This is a genomic window from Streptomyces sp. AC1-42W (genome assembly GCF_003248355.1).
Taxonomy (GTDB): domain Bacteria; phylum Actinomycetota; class Actinomycetes; order Streptomycetales; family Streptomycetaceae; genus Streptomyces.
In genome coordinates this window covers 2,054,463-2,071,797 of the sequence record NZ_QKWY01000001.1, presented here as the reverse complement: position 1 = coordinate 2,071,797, position 17,335 = coordinate 2,054,463, and the positions used below count along the sequence as shown (strand labels likewise).

Here is a 17,335-nt window from a genome sequence, read left to right as displayed (position 1 = left end):
ATCAGGTCGGAGCGGAACTCCTGGACGTCGCTGTCGGCGAGGTCCCCGGCGGGCATGTGCTCTGCCCCCTCCGGACCCGGCCCTCGCGCGCGTCGCCTCACGCGCTCCGCAGCGCCGCCGTCGACCCTCGGACCACCAGCTCCGGCTGGAAGACGTACTCCGTGCGCTGGACGGGGCTGCCGCCGATCTCCTCCAGGAGCGCGCCCACCGCGGCCGCCGCCATCGCCTGGACCGGCTGGCGCACCGTGGTCAGCGGCGGGTCGGTGAACGCGATGAGCTGCGAGTCGTCGAAGCCGACCACGGAGACGTCGCGCGGTACGTGCAGCCCCCGGTCGCGGGCCGCGCGGACCACGCCGAGCGCCATCAGGTCGCTGCCGCAGACCATGCCCGTGCAGCCCCGGTCGAGCAGCGCGCCGGCCGCGACCTGGCCGCCCTCGACGCTGAACAGCGTGGAGCACACCAGGAGTTCGGCCTCCTCGCGGTCCAGGCCGAGCACCGAGACCGCGGCGTCCACGAAGGCGTCCCGCTTGCGGCGGGAGGGCACATAGCGCTGCGGCCCTATGGCCAGGCCCACCCGGCGGTGGCCGAGTTCGGCGAGATGGCTCACCGCCATCCGTACGGCGGCGGCGTCGTCCGGCGAGACGAACGGGGCGCTGATGCGCTCGTTGTAGCCGTTGATCAGGACGAACGGCACCCCGCGCTCGCTCAGCGCGGCGTAGCGCGCCGGGTCGGCGGAGGTGTCGGCGTGCAGCCCGGACAGGAACACGATCCCGCCGACGCCGCGTTCGACCAGCTGCTCGACGAGTTCGTCCTCGGTGGCGCCGCCGGGCAGCTGGGTGCAGAGCACCGGCGTGTAGCCGTGCCCGGCGAGCACCTGTTCCACGGACTGGGCGAACGCCGGGAAGATCGGGTTGGTCAGTTCGGGGGTGACCAGCCCGATGAGCCCGGCGCTGCGCTGCCGCAGCCGTACGGGGCGTTCGTAGCCCAGGATGTCGAGCACCGCGAGCACCCGCTGACGCGTGGTGTCCGCGACGCCCGGCTTGCCGTTGAGGACCCGGCTGACGGTGGCCTCGCTGACGGACGCCTGGCCGGCGATGTCCGACAGCCTGAGCGCACCGCCCGCGCCGGGGCTCCTCGGCAGGGGGACGGTCGTCACACCGTCCACCACACCGTGGTGTCGGCCGGCAGCTCGACCGTGTCGCCGTCGGTGTCGACCGGGGCGCTGGACAGCAGGAGCGTGCCCGGTACGGGGACGCGGACCGGGGCGCCCGTGGTGTTGACGGTGCAGACGAAGCCGGGGCGGGCGAAGGCCAGCAGCCCCTCGGGGGCGTCCAGCCAGCGCACGTCGGTGCCCGCGCCGAGGCCGGGGTGGGCCCGGCGGGCGGCGATCGCGGCCCGGTAGAGCTCCAGCGTGGAGCCGGCCGCGCCGGTCTGCGCCTCGACGCTCAGCTCGCCCCAGCCGGCCGGCTGCGGGAGCCAGCTGCCGTCGGCGCCGAAGCCGTAGCTGCTGCCCTCGCGGGTCCACGGGATCGGGACGCGGCAGCCGTCGCGGAAGCCGTCCTGGCCCTCGGCCCGGAAGAACGACGGGTCCTGGCGGGCCTCGTCCGGCAGGTCGGTGACGTCGGGCAGGCCGAGCTCCTCGCCCTGGTAGACGTAGGCGGAGCCGGGCAGCGCCAGCATCAGCATGGTGGCCGCGCGGGCCCGGCGCAGGCCCAGCTCGCGGTCGCCGGGGGTGCGGATCTGGGTGCCGAGGCCCGCCGGGTTGGCGAAGCGGGTGGCGTGCCGGGTGACGTCGTGGTTGGAGAGCACCCAGGTGGTGGGGGCGCCGACCGGCCGCATGGCGTCGAGCGAGGTGTCGATGACCTGGCGGAGCGCGGGGGCGTCCCAGGCGGTGGCCAGGTACTGGAAGTTGAACGCCTGGTGCATCTCGTCGGGGCGCACGTAGTTGGCGGTGCGCTCGACGGTCGGCGTCCACGCCTCCGCGACGGCGATCCTGTCCCCGGGGTACTCGTCGAGGATGGTGCGCCAGCTGCGGTAGATCTCGTGCACGCCGTCCTGGTCGAAGAACGGCATGACGTCGTTGCCGAGGAGCTTGAGCTGGTCGTGGGTGCCGAGGTCGGGCAGCCCGGCCGCCTTGACGAGGCCGTGGGCGACGTCCACCCGGAAGCCGTCGACGCCCATGTCGAGCCAGAAGCGCAGGATCGAGCGGAACTCGTCGGCGACGGCCGGGTGCTCCCAGTTGAAGTCGGGCTGCTCGGGAGCGAAGAGGTGGAGGTACCACTCGCCGGGGGTGCCGTCCGGGTCGGTGGTCCGGGTCCAGGCGGGGCCGCCGAAGATGGACTCCCAGTCGTTGGGCGGGAGTTCGCCGTCGTCGCCCTTGCCGGGGCGGAAGTGGTAGCGGTCGCGCAGGGCGGAGCCGGGGCCCTCGGCGAGCGCGCGCTTGAACCACTCGTGCTGGTCGGACGAGTGGTTGGGCACCAGGTCGACGATGATCCGCAGCCCGAGGTCGTGGGCGTCGCGGATCAGCGCGTCGGCGTCCAGCAGGGTGCCGAACATCGGGTCGATGGCCCGGTAGTCGGCGACGTCGTAGCCGGCGTCGGCCTGCGGGGACGCGTAGAACGGGCTGAGCCAGACCGCGTCGACGCCCAGCTCCTTGAGGTACGGGAGTCTGCCGCGTACGCCTGCGAGGTCGCCCATGCCGTCGCCGTTGCCGTCGGCGAAGCTGCGCGGATAGACCTGGTAGATCACCGCGTCCTGCCACCAGCCGGTGGGGTGGCCCGCGGCGGCGTCGGACGTGCCGGTGGAGGGGGCAGCGAGGTGCTGGGTCATGTCGTCCCTGGGGTGTCTGGGTGGGGGGTGGCGCCGGGACCGGGTCGGGATACCGGCGCCACCGTGACTGGTGCGTGCGGGTCGTACGGGCGGTGCTCAGCCCTTGACGGCTCCGGCGGACATGCCGGTGACGAGGTGCTTCTGCGCGAACAGGAACACCAGGGCCGCGGGAATCGCGATCAGGACGGACGCGGCGGTCATCGGGCCCCACTGGGCGCCGTACTGGTTGACGAACAGCTGGAGGCCGCCCGCGAGGGTGAGGTTGTCCTCGCCGACCAGGAAGGCGGAGGCGTACGCCACCTCGCCCCAGGCGGTGATGAAGGAGTAGAACGCGGTGACGGCGATGCCGGGCTTGGCCAGCGGCAGGATGAGCCGCCAGAACGTGCCGAACGGGGTGAGGCCGTCCACCTGCCCGGACTCGTCGATCTCGCGCGGGATGGTGTCGAAGAAGCCCTTCATCATCCAGGCGCAGAACGGCACCGAGATGGTGAGGTAGGTGATGACGAGGCCGGACGGCTTGTTGAGCAGACCCATGCTCGCCATGATGTTGTAGATCGGCACGATGAGGACGGCGACCGGGAACATCTGGGTGATCAGCAGCGTCCACATCAGCCCGCGCTTGCCGGGGAACCGGAAGCGGCTGACGGCGTAGCCGGTGGAGGCCGAGATGATGACGCCGGCCAGGGTGGTGAGGCCCGCGACGATCAGCGAGTTGCCGAACCAGGTCAGGAACTTCGTGTTCTCGATGAGGTTCGTGTAGTTCTCGAAGGTCGTTTCCTTGAAGAAGTCCGCCGTCGTCGCGTACTTGGCGGGCTTCAGCGAGGTCAGCAGGACCCACAGCACGGGGAACACCGCGATCACGGACGCGACGATCAGCGTCAGGTGCAGTGCCGTGGAGGCCAGCGGCGAACGCTCGCCGCGCAGCCGGACCTTGGCGGGGCGCGGCGCGGAGTGCCGCGCGGTGGGGGTGGGTGCGGTGGTCACCAGTCGTCTCCCTGCGTGCGGAGGACTCGCCGGTAGATCGCGGCGAAGACCATCAGAAGGGCGAGGATCAGCACGCCCCACGTGGAGGACTGCGCGAAGTCGCGCGGGCTGATCTCGAAGGAGAACTTGTACGCCTGGGTGACCAGGATCTGGGTGGCCTCGCCGGGTCCGCCGCGGGTGAGCAGGAAGATCACCGGGAACATGTTGAAGGTCCAGATGGTGGAGAGCAGGATCACCGTCGTGGAGACCGGCCGCAGTCCGGGCATGGTGACGTGGCGGAAGCGCTGCCAGGCGGTGGCGCCGTCCATCTCGGCGGCCTCGTAGTGCTCGCTGGGGATGGACTGGAGGCCACCGAGAAGGGCGACCATCATGAACGGCACGCCGAGCCACACGTTGACGGCGATGACGGAGAACTTCGCCCAGGTGGGGTCGTTCAGCCACGGCACCGCGTCGATGCCGCCGCCGGAGAGGATCTTGTTGAGCAGCCCGCGGTCCTCGTTGTAGAGGAAGCGCCAGGCGAAGACGGAGACGAAGCCGGGGATGGCCCAGGGCAGGATCAGCGCCATCCGGTAGGCGGACCGGCCGGCGAACTTCCGGTTGAGGATGTTGGCGAGCGCCAGGCCCAGCGCGAAGGTGATGGCCACGCAGGAGACCGTCCACACCAGGGTCCAGCCGAGCGTGCCGAGGAACTGGTCGCCGGTGAGCGCCTCGGTGTAGTTGTCCAGGCCCACGAACTTGTACGTGGCGGGCATCTCGTTGACGCCGATGGACCGGGCGACGTTGCGCTCGTTGGCGTCGGTGAGCGACAGGTAGACACCGCGGACGAGCGGGTACCCGATGATCACGCCGATCACGATGACGACCGGGGCCACCATGGTCCAGGCGTACCAGTGCGTCGACAGGGCCCGCCGGAGCCGTCCGGGCGGCGGGGGGTTACCAGTACCGCGGCTCCGGCCGCGGGCGCTCTCGACGCCCGCGGCCTTCACCACCGACTGGCTGGTGTGGACAGCCATCAGCCGGCCTGCCTTCCTGAGTCACTTCCAGCCCTTGAGGAGCTTGCGGTAGGAGTCGCCGGTCGCCTTGACGGCCTTCTCCGGGCTGGTCTGACCGGTCAGGACCTTGGTGTACTCGGTCACCAGCGGGGCGAAGAGGCTGCCGCCCTCCGGAATCCAGGGGCGCTCGACGGCGCTCTCGACGACCGGCTTGAAGAAGCCGACGATCTCGTTGTCGACGACCGACTCCTGGGCGTAGGCGGAGGTACGGGTCGGCAGGAGGTTGATCTCCTCGGCGACCTGGGCCTGCGACTTGACGGAGGTCATGTAGTCGACGAAGGCGTAGGAGGCGTCCAGGTTCTTGGACCCGGCGTAGACGGCCAGGTTGTGACCGCCCTGGGGGGCGCCCTGGGCGACGGAGCCGGCCGGGACCGGGGCGACGCCCAGGTTGGCCTTGTCGGCGAACGCCTTGCCGGTGTAGGTGTCGGCGACGGCCCACGGGCCGTTGATCATCATCGCGACGTCGCCGTCCTTGAAGGACGACATCATGTTCTCCCAGCCGTCCGTGGCGTCCGTCTTGGCGGCGCCCGAGTCGACCAGGTCCTTGACGACCTTCATGGCCTTGACGCCGGCCGCGTCGTCGATGGTGACGGCCTTGTCGGCGGCGTTGACCATGTCGCCGCCCTCGCCGTAGAGGAAGGGCAGGAAGTAGTAGGCGTCGTCGCCGCGCAGGTAGAGACCGGTCTTGCCGGTCTTCTCCTTGATCTTCTTGGAGGCGGTCTTCAGCTCGGCGATGGTGGTGGGCACCTCGACGCCGGCCTCCTTGAACATCTTCTTGTTGTAGAAGACGCCCATGGAGTCGATCACCTGCGGCACCGCGTACGTCTTGCCGTTGTACTTGGTGGACGCGGCGGCCTGCTTCAGGAAGTCGTCCTGCTTCTGCAGGGCGGGGGTGCCGTCCAGCGGGGCCAGGTAGCCGAGGTCCGCGAACTCGGGGGTCCACGCCACCTCGGAGCGGATCACGTCGGGGGCGCCGGAGCCCGCCTGCGCCGCGTTCTTGAACTTGTTCTGCGCCTCACCGAAGGGCACGTTGACGTACTTGACGTCGACCTTCGGGTGCAGCTTCTCGAAGCCCTCGGCGATCTTCTTGAAGACCTTGTCCTCGCTGCCCGCCGTGGAGGTGTCCCACCACGTCACGGTGCCGGAGAGCTCGCCCGAGCTCTTGGAACCGCTGCCGGACTTGTCGTCATCGCTGCCGCAGGCGGTCGCCGCGAGCGCCAGGGCCGCGACCAGGGCGGTGGCCGTTATGCCACGTCGCATCTGAACTCCTTCAACTGCCGTACCGCTCCGTCGCGGCGCCGGGTCGACGTGAACGTAACAAGGATGAAAGACGACCGAAAGAGTTTGCGGAAGATTTCTGCAAGCCCCGACGATCGTTACATTGGCGTGTCCTCAAGGTTGCCGTCAAGCCACTTGACGAAACTGCTCTCCCCCTGGCACATAAGGCCGAGCGGCCCTGATTCCGCAGTGCGACGATCTGACCGCAGCCGGCAAACCCGGCCCGCAAAGCCTTGCAAGATGTTGCCGTCGGCCGTCGCTGGGAGTGGCTTCGGGCCCGCCGGTGGGTGCGGGGCGGCACGGGGCGGGCCGGGGGACGGCGTCCGGGCCCCTGACCTGGACGGTGTCCGGCCCCCCTGACCTGGTGGGCAATCCGACCCGCTCCCGGTACAGTCCAGTGCCATGACCGCACGGCTTGCCGATATCGCAACTCAGGCGGGAGTCAGCGAAGCGACGGTCAGCCGCGTACTGAACGGCAAGCCCGGTGTAGCCGCTGCCACCCGCGAATCCGTCCTCGCCGCTCTCGACGTCCTGGGCTACGAGCGCCCCGTACGTCTGCGCAGGCGCAGCGCGGGGCTCGTCGGCCTGATCACGCCGGAGCTGGAGAACCCGATCTTCCCGGCGCTCGCCCAGGTCATCGGGCAGGCGCTGACCCGGCAGGGCTACACGCCGGTCCTGGCGACGCAGACGCCGGGCGGCTCCACCGAGGACGAGCTGACCGAGATGCTGGTCGACCGGGGCGTCTCCGGGATCATCTTCGTCTCCGGGCTGCACGCCGACACCTCCGCCGACATGGGGCGCTACGAGCAACTGCGCGCCAAGGGCGTGCCCTTCGTGCTGGTCAACGGCTTCTCGCCGAAGGTGCAGGCGCCTTTCATCTCCCCCGACGACCGGGCCGCGATGCGGCTGGCGGTGACGCATCTGGTGTCGCTGGGGCACAGCCGGATCGGCCTGGCGGTCGGCCCGAAGCGGTTCGTGCCGGTGCTGCGCAAGATCGAGGGCTTCCACGCCACGATGCGCGAGCAGTTGGGCCTGTCGACCGATGAGATCAAGGAGCTGATCCAGCACTCCCTGTACACGCTGGAGGGCGGCCAGGCCGCCGCATCGGCGCTGCTGGAGCGGGGCTGCACGGCGGTGGTGTGCGCGAGCGACATGATGGCGCTCGGCGCGATCAGGGCCGCCCGCCGGCTCTCCCACGAGGTCCCGCGCGACCTGTCCGTGGTGGGTTACGACGACTCGCCGCTCATAGCGTTCACCGATCCGCCGCTGACCACGATCCGCCAGCCGGTGACGGCGATGGGCCAGGCCGCCGTGCGTACGCTCCTGGAGGAGATCGGCGGCACGCCCGCCCCGCACAGCGAGTTCGTCTTCATGCCGGAACTGGTGGTACGCGGCTCCACCGCCGCGGGCCCCGGCCCGGACCCGGCCGGCACCACGCCGGCGTCCCTCCCAGCATCGCACGCGGACGCGTAGCCGGCCCGCCGCACCCGTCCCGCGCTCCTCCGTCACTGACCCACCGCACCCGCCCCGCGCGGGTTTTCGGCATGCCCGCGCACGGTCACCGGAGGTGCAACCCGCGCCCCACCGGAGGATCATCGGGCAGAGAGGGCAAATCTGGCAGACTCTGTGCCTATGGGTGAATTGAGCGTGAAACGACAGGAAGGCCGCACGGAGGCCACCCCGTCACCCATCGTGAACGAGGCGGCTCCCGAGGCGAACACCAAGCAGTCCGGTCGCACACACGGGCTCGGCAGAGCGCTCGACAGACCACTCGCTCACGTCGTGTCCCGGCTGCGTTCCCCCCGGTCGCCCCGGCGGCCCCGTCTCTGGTTCGAAATCCTGCTGGTGGCGGTGAGTTACTGGCTGTACTCGCTGGTGCGCAACGCGGTCCCGGAGCAGAAGGCCGCCGCCCTCGCCAACGCGGACTGGCTGTGGTCGGTCGAGCGCTTCCTCGGCATCGCGGTCGAGCAGTCCGTCAACCACGCGGTGAACTCGGTGACATGGCTCATCGTCTCGATGAACTACTACTACGCGACCCTGCACTTCGTGGTCACGATCACCGTGCTCATCTGGCTGTTCCGCCGGCATCCGGGGCGTTACGCGGCGGCCCGGCTGGCCCTGTTCGCCACCACCGGCGTCGCGCTCGCCGGCTACTACCTCTACCCGTTGGCGCCGCCCCGCCTGATGAACGGCGGCAACTTCGTCGACACGGTCCTGGTGCACCAGACCTGGGGTTCGATGGCGTCGGGCAACTTCAAGAACATGTCCAACCAGTACGCGGCGATGCCGTCGATGCACATCGGCTGGTCCCTGTGGTGCGGCCTCACCGTCTTCGCCCTGGCCTCGGTCCCCTGGGTCCGCGTGCTGGGGCTGCTGTATCCCGCGGTCACGCTGATCGTCATCGTGTCGACGGCCAACCACTTCTGGCTGGACGCGGTGGGCGGCATGGCCTGCCTGGCGTTCGGTTACGCGGTGTCGTACGCCTGGTACGGAGCGCTGCCGCACCGGCTGCCCAGGTGGATTCCGCGCAAGGCGTCCCGCCCCCGCCTCAGCGCGGTGAGAACAAGCCCCTCCGGCGATTGAGGAGCGGGGTGCGGGGCAGCGCCCCGCAAAGGCTCGGCCCCCGTGGAACCGCTCGGCCCCCGTAGAACCGCTCAGCTCCCGTAGAACCGCTCAGCTCCCGTAGAACCGCTCCTCCACCACCGCGCGCGCCCGCCGCGTGACCCGCCGGTAGTCCTCCAGCATGTCCCCGACGTGCCCCTCCTCGTACCCCAGGTACCGCCCCACCGCGGTCAGCTCGCGCGGGACCGAGGGGAACGTGTCCCCCGGCCTGCCGCGTACGAGCATCACCGCGTTGCGGACGCGGGTGGCGAGGACCCACGCCTCGTCCAGGGTCCGGGCGTCGTCCGCGCCGATCAGGCCGGCCTCATGGGCGGCGGCCAGCGCGGGGCGGGTGCGGGTGGTCCGCAGCCCGGGCACGGAGCGGCCGTGCCGCATCTGCATCAGCTGCACCGTCCACTCGACGTCGCTCAGCCCGCCCCGCCCCAGCTTGGTGTGCAGGGTCGGGTCCGCGCCGCGCGGCAGCCGCTCGGACTCCATGCGGGCCTTGAGCCGCCGGATCTCGCGGACGGCGTCGTCCGTGAGCCCGTCCTCGGGGTAGCGCAGCGGGTCGATCAGCTCGGTGAACTCCGCGCCCAGGTCCAGGTCCCCGGCCATCGGCTCGGCCCGCAGCAGGGCCTGGCTCTCCCACCCCAGCGACCAGCGCCGGTAGTACGCCTCGTACGACTTCAGGGTGCGCACGAGCGGCCCGTTCTTGCCCTCGGGGCGCAGGTCGGGGTCGATGACGAGCGGCGGATCGGCGGTGGGCAGCTGGAGGAGCCTGCGCATCTCGGAGACCACCCGGCTCGCGGCCCGGCTCGCCTCCTGCTCGTCCACGCCCTCGCGGGGTTCGTGCACGAACAGGACGTCCGCGTCGGAGCCGTACCCCAGCTCGTGGCCGCCGAACCGGCCCATGCCGATGACCGCGAACCGGGTGGGCAGCGTGTCGCCCCACTCCGCGCGTACGGCGGCCCGCAGCGCACCGGCGATGGTCACGGCGTTGATGTCCGTGACGGCGTCGCCGACGCGGTCCACGAGGGCGCCGGGATCGGACTCGGCCGGGCTGTCCTCCGTACCGTAGGAGCCGATCAGGTCGGCGGCCGTCGTGCGGAACAGCTCGCGTCTGCGCACCCCGCGCACCACCGCCACGGCCGTCTCCGCGTCGTCCGCGCGCCCCACCGCGGCCAGCACCTCCTGCTCCAGGTGCTCCCGGCTGCGCGGGGCCAGGCCGTGCGGGTCGCCGAGGATGGAGACGGCCTCCGGGGCGCGCATCAGCAGGTCGGGGGCGAGGCGGCCGGCCGACAGGACGCGCGCCAGGTTCTCCGCCGCGGCGCCCTCGTCGCGCAGGAGCCGCAGGTACCACGGGGTCTTGCCGAGCGCGTCGGACACCTTGCGGAAGCCGAGGAGGCCGGCGTCCGGGTCGGCGGAGTCCGCGAACCAGCCGAGCAGCACGGGCAGCAGGGTGCGCTGGATGGCGGCCTTGCGGGAGACCCCGGAGGACAGGGCCTCCAGGTGGCGCAGGGCGGCCGCCGGGTCCTCGTAGCCGAGGGCGACGAGCCGGGCGGTGGCGGCCTTGGTGCTGAGCCGGGACTCGCCTGGCGCGAGCTGGGCGACGGCGTCCAGGAGGGGCCGGTAGAACAGCTTCTCGTGCAGCCGCCGCACCACGGAGGCGTGCCGCCGCCACGCCTGGTTCAGTTCGGCGATGGGGTCGGTGCGCAGGCCCAGCGAGCGGCCGAGGCGGCGCAGGTCGGGCTCCTCGTCGGGGACGAGGTGGGTGCGGCGCAGCCGGTAGAGCTGGATGCGGTGCTCCATGGCGCGCAGGAAGCGGTAGGCGTCGTCGAGCTGGACGGCGTCCACCCGGCCCACGTAGCCGCCCCGGGCGAGCGCGGCCAGCGCCTCCAGGGTGGACCCGCTGCGCAGGGAGGGGTCGCTGCGGCCGTGCACGAGCTGGAGGAGCTGGACGGCGAACTCGACGTCCCGCAGTCCGCCGGGGCCGAGCTTCAGCTCCCGGTCCACCCGGTCGGCGGGGATGGTGTCGACGACGCGGCGGCGCATCTTCTGCACGTCCGGGACGAAGTTCTCCCGGTCCGCGGCCTGCCAGACGAGCGGCGCCACGGCGTCCACGTAGTCGGCACCGAGCGCGGCGTCGCCGGCCACCGGCCGGGCCTTGAGCAGCGCCTGGAACTCCCAGGTCTTGGCCCAGCGCTGGTAGTACGCGAGGTGCGAGGAGAGCGTGCGCACGAGGGGCCCGTTGCGGCCCTCGGGGCGCAGGTTGGCGTCCACGGGCCAGATGGTGCCCTCGACGGTGGTGTCGGAGCAGATGCGCATGAGGTGGGCGGCGAGCCGGGTGGCCGCCTGCATGGCCTTGTTCTCCTCGGCGCCGTCGGCCGGTTCGGCGACGAAGATGACGTCCACGTCGGAGACGTAGTTCAGCTCGTGGCCGCCGCACTTGCCCATCGCGATGACGGCGAGCCGGCTCTGCGCGGCGTCGTCGGGCGCGGCGGCGGAGGCGATGCGCAGGGCGGCGCGCAGCGTCGCGGTGGCGAGGTCGGCGAGTTCGGCGGCGACCTCGGCGACGTCGGTGGTGCCGCAGACGTCGCGCGCGGCGATGGACAGCAGGCACCGGCGGTAGCCGACGCGCAGGGCGTCCGGGTCGCCCGCCCCGGCCAGCTCGCGCTCGAACTCGGCGATGCCGGGGTGCAGGTCGGCCGCCTCGTACGTGACGAGTACCTGCCAGTCGCGGGGGTGCCGGGCCAGATGGTCGCCGAGCGCCTCGGACGCCCCGAGCACTCCGAGCAGCCGGTCGCGCAGGGGCTTGGCGGTGACCAGCGTGTCCAGCAGGATCTGCCGCTCCCCCGCCTCCTCCGCCTCGGCCAGCCGGACCAGGCCGCGCAGGGCGAGATCGGGGTCGGCGGTGGCCCCGAGCGCTTCGAGGAGCACCGGGTCGGACCGTACGGAGGACAGGTCGGGCAGGTCGAGCAGCCGCTCCGCGGCGGACGGGTCGGTGAATCCGTGCCGCAGAAGTCGGGTGAACGTACTGCTCCTGCGCCCCGGCACCATGGTCATCCCGCGCTCTCCCGCCCGCCACCAGTCCAGCTCCCAGCCTTCGGAGTTTAGGCGCTGCCCCGACGGGCCGCGGGGACCGGCGGTGCTGCGGGGCGTTGGGGCGGGGCGGCGGGAACCGCGCCCGTGCCTCCGGGCGTGTGCTCTACGGTGGGGCGGGTTGCCGGACGAGGGGGAGGGGCCGTGGAGCGATCGGGGCGAGGGGTGCGGGTGTGAGCGGTGACGGCGCGGACCTGCGTCTGGACAAGGCGTCGGTCGCCGAGTTCACCAAGGGCCTGAATACGACCGTCGACGGGCTGGGGGAGCTCGGTGGGGCGACCGGTTCGGTGCTGGGCAAGGGGTTCTCGGGGCTGGCGATGACCGGGATGGAGGCCGGGCACCACGGGCTCTCGGTGGACTTCGAGGACTTCTGCGAGCGCTGGGAGTGGGGGGTGCGGGCTCTGGTGCGGGACGCCAGTGGGCTCGCGAATCTGCTGGGTCTGGCGGCGGGTACGCAGTGGGAGCACGACCAGTACCTCGCGGGCACGCTCAAGGTGGGCGCCAACGCCCTGTTCGGCGGGAACCCGCACGCGAGCGAGGAGGAGATCGCCCGGCAGGACTGGGGCGACGTCCTCACGCCGGACTACCTGGACCCGGACTACAGCCCGGAGTCGTTCCAGCGGGCCGGCCAGGACATGGGGCAGACCTGGAAGGACACCGGCCGCACGGTCCTCACCGAGGGCACCGGCGGCCGCCGGGCCGACATGTTCAACAGCGCGCTGGGGATCTCCGACGAGCAGTTCGACGGCATGCTGGACGAGACGTTCGGCCCGTCCCCGGAAGAGCGCGCACAGCGGGCACAGCAGCGAAGTGAGCCGGGGGGCGACTGACCGTGGGCATAGGCGACGTCATCAGCGACCTGACGCCCGACCCGGTCGAGAACGCGGTCGAGGACGGTATCGAGTGGGCCGGCGACCGGGTCGAGGACGTGGGGAACTGGACGGCCGACCGGCTGGATGACGTCGGCTGGCAGTCCGGCGCGGACTGGGTGCGTGAACAGTCCCGTTCCGTCGCCAACCGGATGGGCGCCGAGGTCGACGAGATGGACCTCGGGCAGACCGAGGACAGGACCGAGCTCGTCTACGGCAGCCCCGCCGAGATCACTGCCACGGTCGCGAAGCTCCGGGCCTTCCGGGCCGCGTTCGACGGCACCGGGGACGGGCTGAAGGGGCTGGACTCCGGAGAGCTCAAGGGCGAGACGGCCGACGCCCTGCGCACCGCGGTGAGCACCCAGCCGCCGAAGTGGTACGCGGCCGCCGACGCCGCGGCCGGGGCGCTGGGGGCTCTCGACGCCTTCGCGGACACCGTCACCTGGGCACAGGGCCAGGCGCAGACGGCGATCGACAAGTGGAAGGCGGGCGTCAAGGCGTCCGAGGACGCCGCGGACGCCCACCGCAAGAAGGTGGACGACTACAACAGCGCCGTCGACCGCTGCAACGCCCTGCCCGCCGACCGGCGTGACCCGTCCTCGCTGCCGCCGCGGCCGCCGTCGACGTTCACCGACCCCGGGCAAGCAGCTGATGCAGGACGCGCAGGACTTACTCGCCGCCGCCCGCGAGCAGCGCAACTCCGCGGCCGAGACCGCCCGGACGGCGGTCAGGGCCGCCCGCGACCTGGCGCCGCGGAAGCCGTCGTACGCCGGGCAGGTGCGGGACGGGTTCGAGGAGTCCCAGGTCATGGGCATGCACCTGGACGGCGGGATCATCAAGGCGTCGGCGGGCATCGTCAACCTCGTGCGGGGCGTCAACCCGATGGACCCGTACAACCTGACGCACCCGGCGCAGTACGCCACCTCGCTCAACAGCCTGGCGGCCGGGCTGGTGGTCGCCGCGAACGACCCGGCCGGCACCGGCAGCCGGATGGTCCAGGACTTCATGAAGGACCCGGCCGAGGGCGTCGGCCGGCTGATCCCCGACCTCGCGCTGACCGCCGCCACGGGAGGCGGCGGCGCCGCGGTCAAGGGCCTGCGCGTCGTCGACGAGGCGTCCGACATCGCCCGGCTGCGGCGACTGGCGGACGACGCCCCGGAGGGCACCCACACCCGGTCGGACGGCCGGCGCGTCACCGACGGCACCGACCCCGTCGACCTGGCCACGGGCCGGATGTTCCTGCCGCAGACCGATGTCGCGCTCCCCGGCATCCTGCCGCTGCTGTTCACCCGCCGCACCGAGTCCGGCCTGACCGCCGGCCGCTTCCTGGGCCCGTCCTGGACCTCCACCGTCGACGAACGCCTCCAGATCGACTCCGTCGGCGTCCTCCACGTCACCGCGGACGGCCTCCTGATCCGCTACCCGCACCCGGCACCCGGCGCGCCCGTCCGGCCGGAGTCCGGGCGGGCCCGTACGCTGCTGGCCCGCGACGCGAACGGCGACTACACGGTCACCGACCCCGACAGCGGCCTGGTCCTCGACTTCGACGCCCCGCCCGGCGCGGAGCCCGGGGGCGACGGCGTCGCCTGGCTCGGCGAGATCACCGATCGCAACGGCCACCGCATCACCGTCGAGCGCGCCGAGGGCGGCCTGCCGCTGGCCCTGGTCCACTCCGCGGGCCGGCGGCTCGGCCTGACGACCGCCGACGGCCGGATCACCGCCCTGTCCCTGACGGGTGCGGGTGCGGACGCCACGGACCTGCTCCTGATGAGCTACGGCTACACGGACGGCGACCTCACCGCCGTTACCAAGCCGTCCGGCGCCACGACCACCTTCGTCTACGACGACCGCCACCGTGTCACCGCCTGGATCGACTCCAACGACAGCCGCTACGACTACGTCTACGACGACCGGGACCGCGTCGTCGCGGAGGGCGGCGAGGCCGGCCACGTACAGATCACCCTCGCCTACACCGACCCCGAGTCCGGCCACCGCACCACCACGCTCACCACCGCCGACGGCCACACCACCCGCCACCTCTTCGGCCCCGGCTGCCTCCCGCTCGCCATCACCGATCCGCTCGGCCGCACCACCCGCTTCACCCACGACCCACACGGCAACCCGCACTCCCGCACCGACCCACTGGGTCACACCACCACCTACACCTACGACGACAACAGCCGACTCGCCGCGATCACCCGGGCCGATGGCAACCAAGTCCGAGTCGAGTACGGTTCGCTCGGACTACCTGTGGAGATCAACGAGCCGGACGGTGCCCGCCGCACGCAGGAGTTCGACGAACGCGGCAACCGCACGGCCGTCACCGACGCGGCCGGGGCCACCACCCGCTACACCTACGACGACGCGGGCCGCCTCACCTCGGCCACCGACGCCCTCGGCGCCACCACCCACATCGAGTGCGACGCCGCCGGCCTGACCGTACGGGTGACCGGCCCCGGCGGAGCCGTCACCCGCACCGAGCGGGACCCCCTCGGACGGCCCGTCCGCATCACCGACCCGGTGGGCGCCGTCACCCGCCTGGAATGGCACCCCGACGGCGGACTCGCCCGGCGCACCGCACCGGACGGCGCCACCGAGTCATGGACGTACGACGGCGAGGGCAACGCGCTCACGCACACCGACGCGGCGGGCGGGACCAGCCGCTTCGAGTACACCCACTTCGACCTCCTCGCCGCCCGCACCGGACCGGACGGCGCCCGCTACGCGTTCGAGCACGACCGGGAGCTGCGCCTCACCCGCGTCACCAACCCGCAGGGCCTGACCTGGGACTACGCGTACGACGCGGCGGGTCGCCTCGTCGCGGAAACCGACTTCGACGGCCGCACCCTCGCCTACGAGACGGACGCGGCGAACCGGATCACCGCCCGCACCGACGCCCTCGGCGGGACCATCACCTTCGAACGCGACCCACTCGGCCGGGTGATCCGCAAGGACGTCGGCGGCCGGGTGACGACGTACGCCTACGACCGGGCGGGGCGGCTGCTCGAAGCGGTGGGCCCGGACAGCGAGATCCGCTACCGGTACGACCGCCGGGGCGCGGTCAAGACCGAACTGGTGGACGGCCGTGCCCTCTCCTACTCCTACGACGCGCTGGGCCGCCGTACCGGGCGCGTCACACCCACCGGCCACGCCACCTCCTACACGTACGCTCCCGACGGCCGCGCCCGCAGCCTCACCAGCGGCGGCCACCGCATCGACTTCACGCACGACGACGCCGGCCGCGAACTCACCCGCGCCTACGACGACGCGCTCACCATGACCTCCGCCTGGGACGAGGCCGGCCGCCTCACCGCCCAGCACATCGACGCCGGACCCCGCCGCGTCAACAGCCGCGCCTACACCTACCGCGCCGACGGCCACCTCGTGTCCGTCGCCGACCGGAAGTCCGGCACCCGCACCTTCGACCTCGACCCGGTGGGCCGCGTCACCGCCGTCCACGCCAAGGACTGGACCGAGCGCTACACCTACGACGACGCCGGCAACCAGACCTCCGCCACCTGGCCCTCCGGCCACCCCGGCGCCGAAGCCACCGGCTCCCGCGCCTACACCGCCACCACCCTCACCCGCGCCGGCGACACCCGCTTCGCGTACGACGCCCTCGGCCGGGTCACACTGCGCCGCAGGACCCGGCTGTCCCGCAAACCCGACACCTGGCACTACACCTGGGACACGGAGAGCCGCCTCACCTCCGTCACCACCCCCGACGGCACCCGCTGGCGCTACCACTACGACCCGCTCGGCCGCCGCACGGCGAAACAACGCCTGACCGCCAACGGGGACGTGGCCGAGGAGACCCGGTTCACCTGGGACGGCCTCACCCTCTGCGAACAGACCACCCACCGGCCCGACACCCCGACCGCGGTCGCCCTCACCTGGGACCACCACGGCCCGGCCCCCCTCGCCCAGACCGAACGCATCCTCACGGCCGACGACCACCACACGGAGATCGACCGCCGCTTCTTCGCCATCGCCACCGACCTCGTCGGCACCCCCACCGAACTCATCGACGAGACCGGCCACACCGCCTGGCACTCCCGCACCACCCTCTGGGGCACCACCACCTGGCCCCGCACCAGCACCACGTACACCCCGCTCCGCTTCCCCGGCCAGTACTACGACCCGGAAACCGGCCTCCACTACAACGTCTTCCGCCACTACGACCCGTCCACAGGCCGCTACACCTCCCCAGACCCCCTGGGCCTGGCCCCGGCCCCCAACCCGAACACGTACGTGGACAACCCGACCACAGGGTCCGACGCGCTCGGTCTCGCTCCCGACTATCAGTCAATCTACAAGGCCCCTCAACGAGGGCAAGGCGACATTCAGGAAACTGTGGGATACCGAGCCGAAGACTTCCCGGGTGGGCCTCATGACCCGTACATGAACGGAAAGGCATATTTCGCCAAGGAGCGTGAAATCGCAGAGAAGTACGCCAAGCACTATGGCGAAGGAATTATTGAGATCAAGATTCCCCGAGAAGAGTACGATCTTCGCTTCGGGCAATACGAGCGCCCCTATGAAGGTGGCACCTTGACCGAGATCGAGATCCCGAACACCTCGGTGGAGGATCTGAACCACTACCCCAGGGTGAGGCACAGGTAG

Annotated in this window: 10 protein-coding genes and 1 pseudogene; 5 read left to right on the top strand and 6 right to left on the bottom strand. The window is 71.7% G+C overall.

The annotated features are described in order from the left end of the window. Window positions 1-97: 97 nt before the first annotated feature. From DNK56_RS09445 to DNK56_RS09425, 5 genes are all read right to left on the bottom strand, one after another. A complete protein-coding gene (locus DNK56_RS09445) occupies window positions 98-1,168 on the bottom strand; it encodes a LacI family DNA-binding transcriptional regulator (protein ID WP_111332339.1) in 1,071 nt (356 codons plus the stop codon). Then, window positions 1,153-2,829: a glycoside hydrolase family 13 protein gene (locus tag DNK56_RS09440; protein ID WP_111332337.1), complete on the bottom strand. Its 1,677-nt coding sequence runs from the start codon at window positions 2,827-2,829 to the stop codon at window positions 1,153-1,155. The genes DNK56_RS09445 and DNK56_RS09440 overlap by 16 nt, the downstream gene beginning before the upstream one ends. Window positions 2,830-2,925: 96 nt before the next feature. Then, window positions 2,926-3,813, bottom strand: coding sequence for a sugar ABC transporter permease (locus DNK56_RS09435; RefSeq protein ID WP_111332335.1), 888 nt, complete (start codon window positions 3,811-3,813; stop codon window positions 2,926-2,928). After that, window positions 3,810-4,826, bottom strand: coding sequence for a carbohydrate ABC transporter permease (locus DNK56_RS09430; RefSeq protein WP_111332333.1), 1,017 nt, complete (start codon window positions 4,824-4,826; stop codon window positions 3,810-3,812). Before DNK56_RS09430 ends, DNK56_RS09435 begins: the two co-directional genes overlap by 4 nt. A gap of 21 nt (window positions 4,827-4,847) precedes the next feature. Next, on the bottom strand, window positions 4,848-6,125 hold the full coding sequence (locus DNK56_RS09425) for an extracellular solute-binding protein (protein WP_111332331.1): 1,278 nt from the start codon (window positions 6,123-6,125) through the stop codon (window positions 4,848-4,850). A 420-nt stretch (window positions 6,126-6,545) separates the two neighbouring features. Here DNK56_RS09425 and DNK56_RS09420 point away from each other — a divergent pair, with 420 nt between their 5' ends. Together DNK56_RS09420 and DNK56_RS09415 are read left to right on the top strand one after the other, a co-directional pair. Next, complete coding sequence (locus tag DNK56_RS09420) at window positions 6,546-7,616, top strand: LacI family DNA-binding transcriptional regulator (protein WP_111332329.1); 1,071 nt, start codon at window positions 6,546-6,548, stop codon at window positions 7,614-7,616. Window positions 7,617-7,835: 219 nt separating this feature from the next. Continuing rightward, window positions 7,836-8,726 (top strand): phosphatase PAP2 family protein, encoded by an 891-nt coding sequence (locus tag DNK56_RS09415; protein WP_111332327.1) that lies wholly within the window; start codon window positions 7,836-7,838, stop codon window positions 8,724-8,726. 90 nt (window positions 8,727-8,816) lie between these two features. Here the strand turns inward: DNK56_RS09415 and DNK56_RS09410 are convergent, their stop codons facing one another. Further along, entirely contained in the window at window positions 8,817-11,807 is a 2,991-nt protein-coding gene (locus DNK56_RS09410; protein WP_111332325.1) for a bifunctional [glutamine synthetase] adenylyltransferase/[glutamine synthetase]-adenylyl-L-tyrosine phosphorylase, read from the bottom strand. A 209-nt stretch (window positions 11,808-12,016) separates the two neighbouring features. On the opposite strand from DNK56_RS09410, the gene DNK56_RS09405 reads away from it, so the two are divergent. From DNK56_RS09405 to DNK56_RS36440, 3 genes and pseudogenes are all read left to right on the top strand, one after another. Continuing rightward, on the top strand, window positions 12,017-12,673 hold the full coding sequence (locus DNK56_RS09405; RefSeq protein WP_111332323.1) for a hypothetical protein: 657 nt from the start codon (window positions 12,017-12,019) through the stop codon (window positions 12,671-12,673). A 2-nt stretch (window positions 12,674-12,675) separates the two neighbouring features. After that, a pseudogene (locus DNK56_RS36555) lies at window positions 12,676-13,302 on the top strand (putative T7SS-secreted protein); the annotation flags it as partial. 61 nt (window positions 13,303-13,363) lie between these two features. Further along, window positions 13,364-17,335 (top strand): RHS repeat-associated core domain-containing protein, encoded by a 3,972-nt coding sequence (locus DNK56_RS36440; protein WP_274578584.1) that lies wholly within the window; start codon window positions 13,364-13,366, stop codon window positions 17,333-17,335.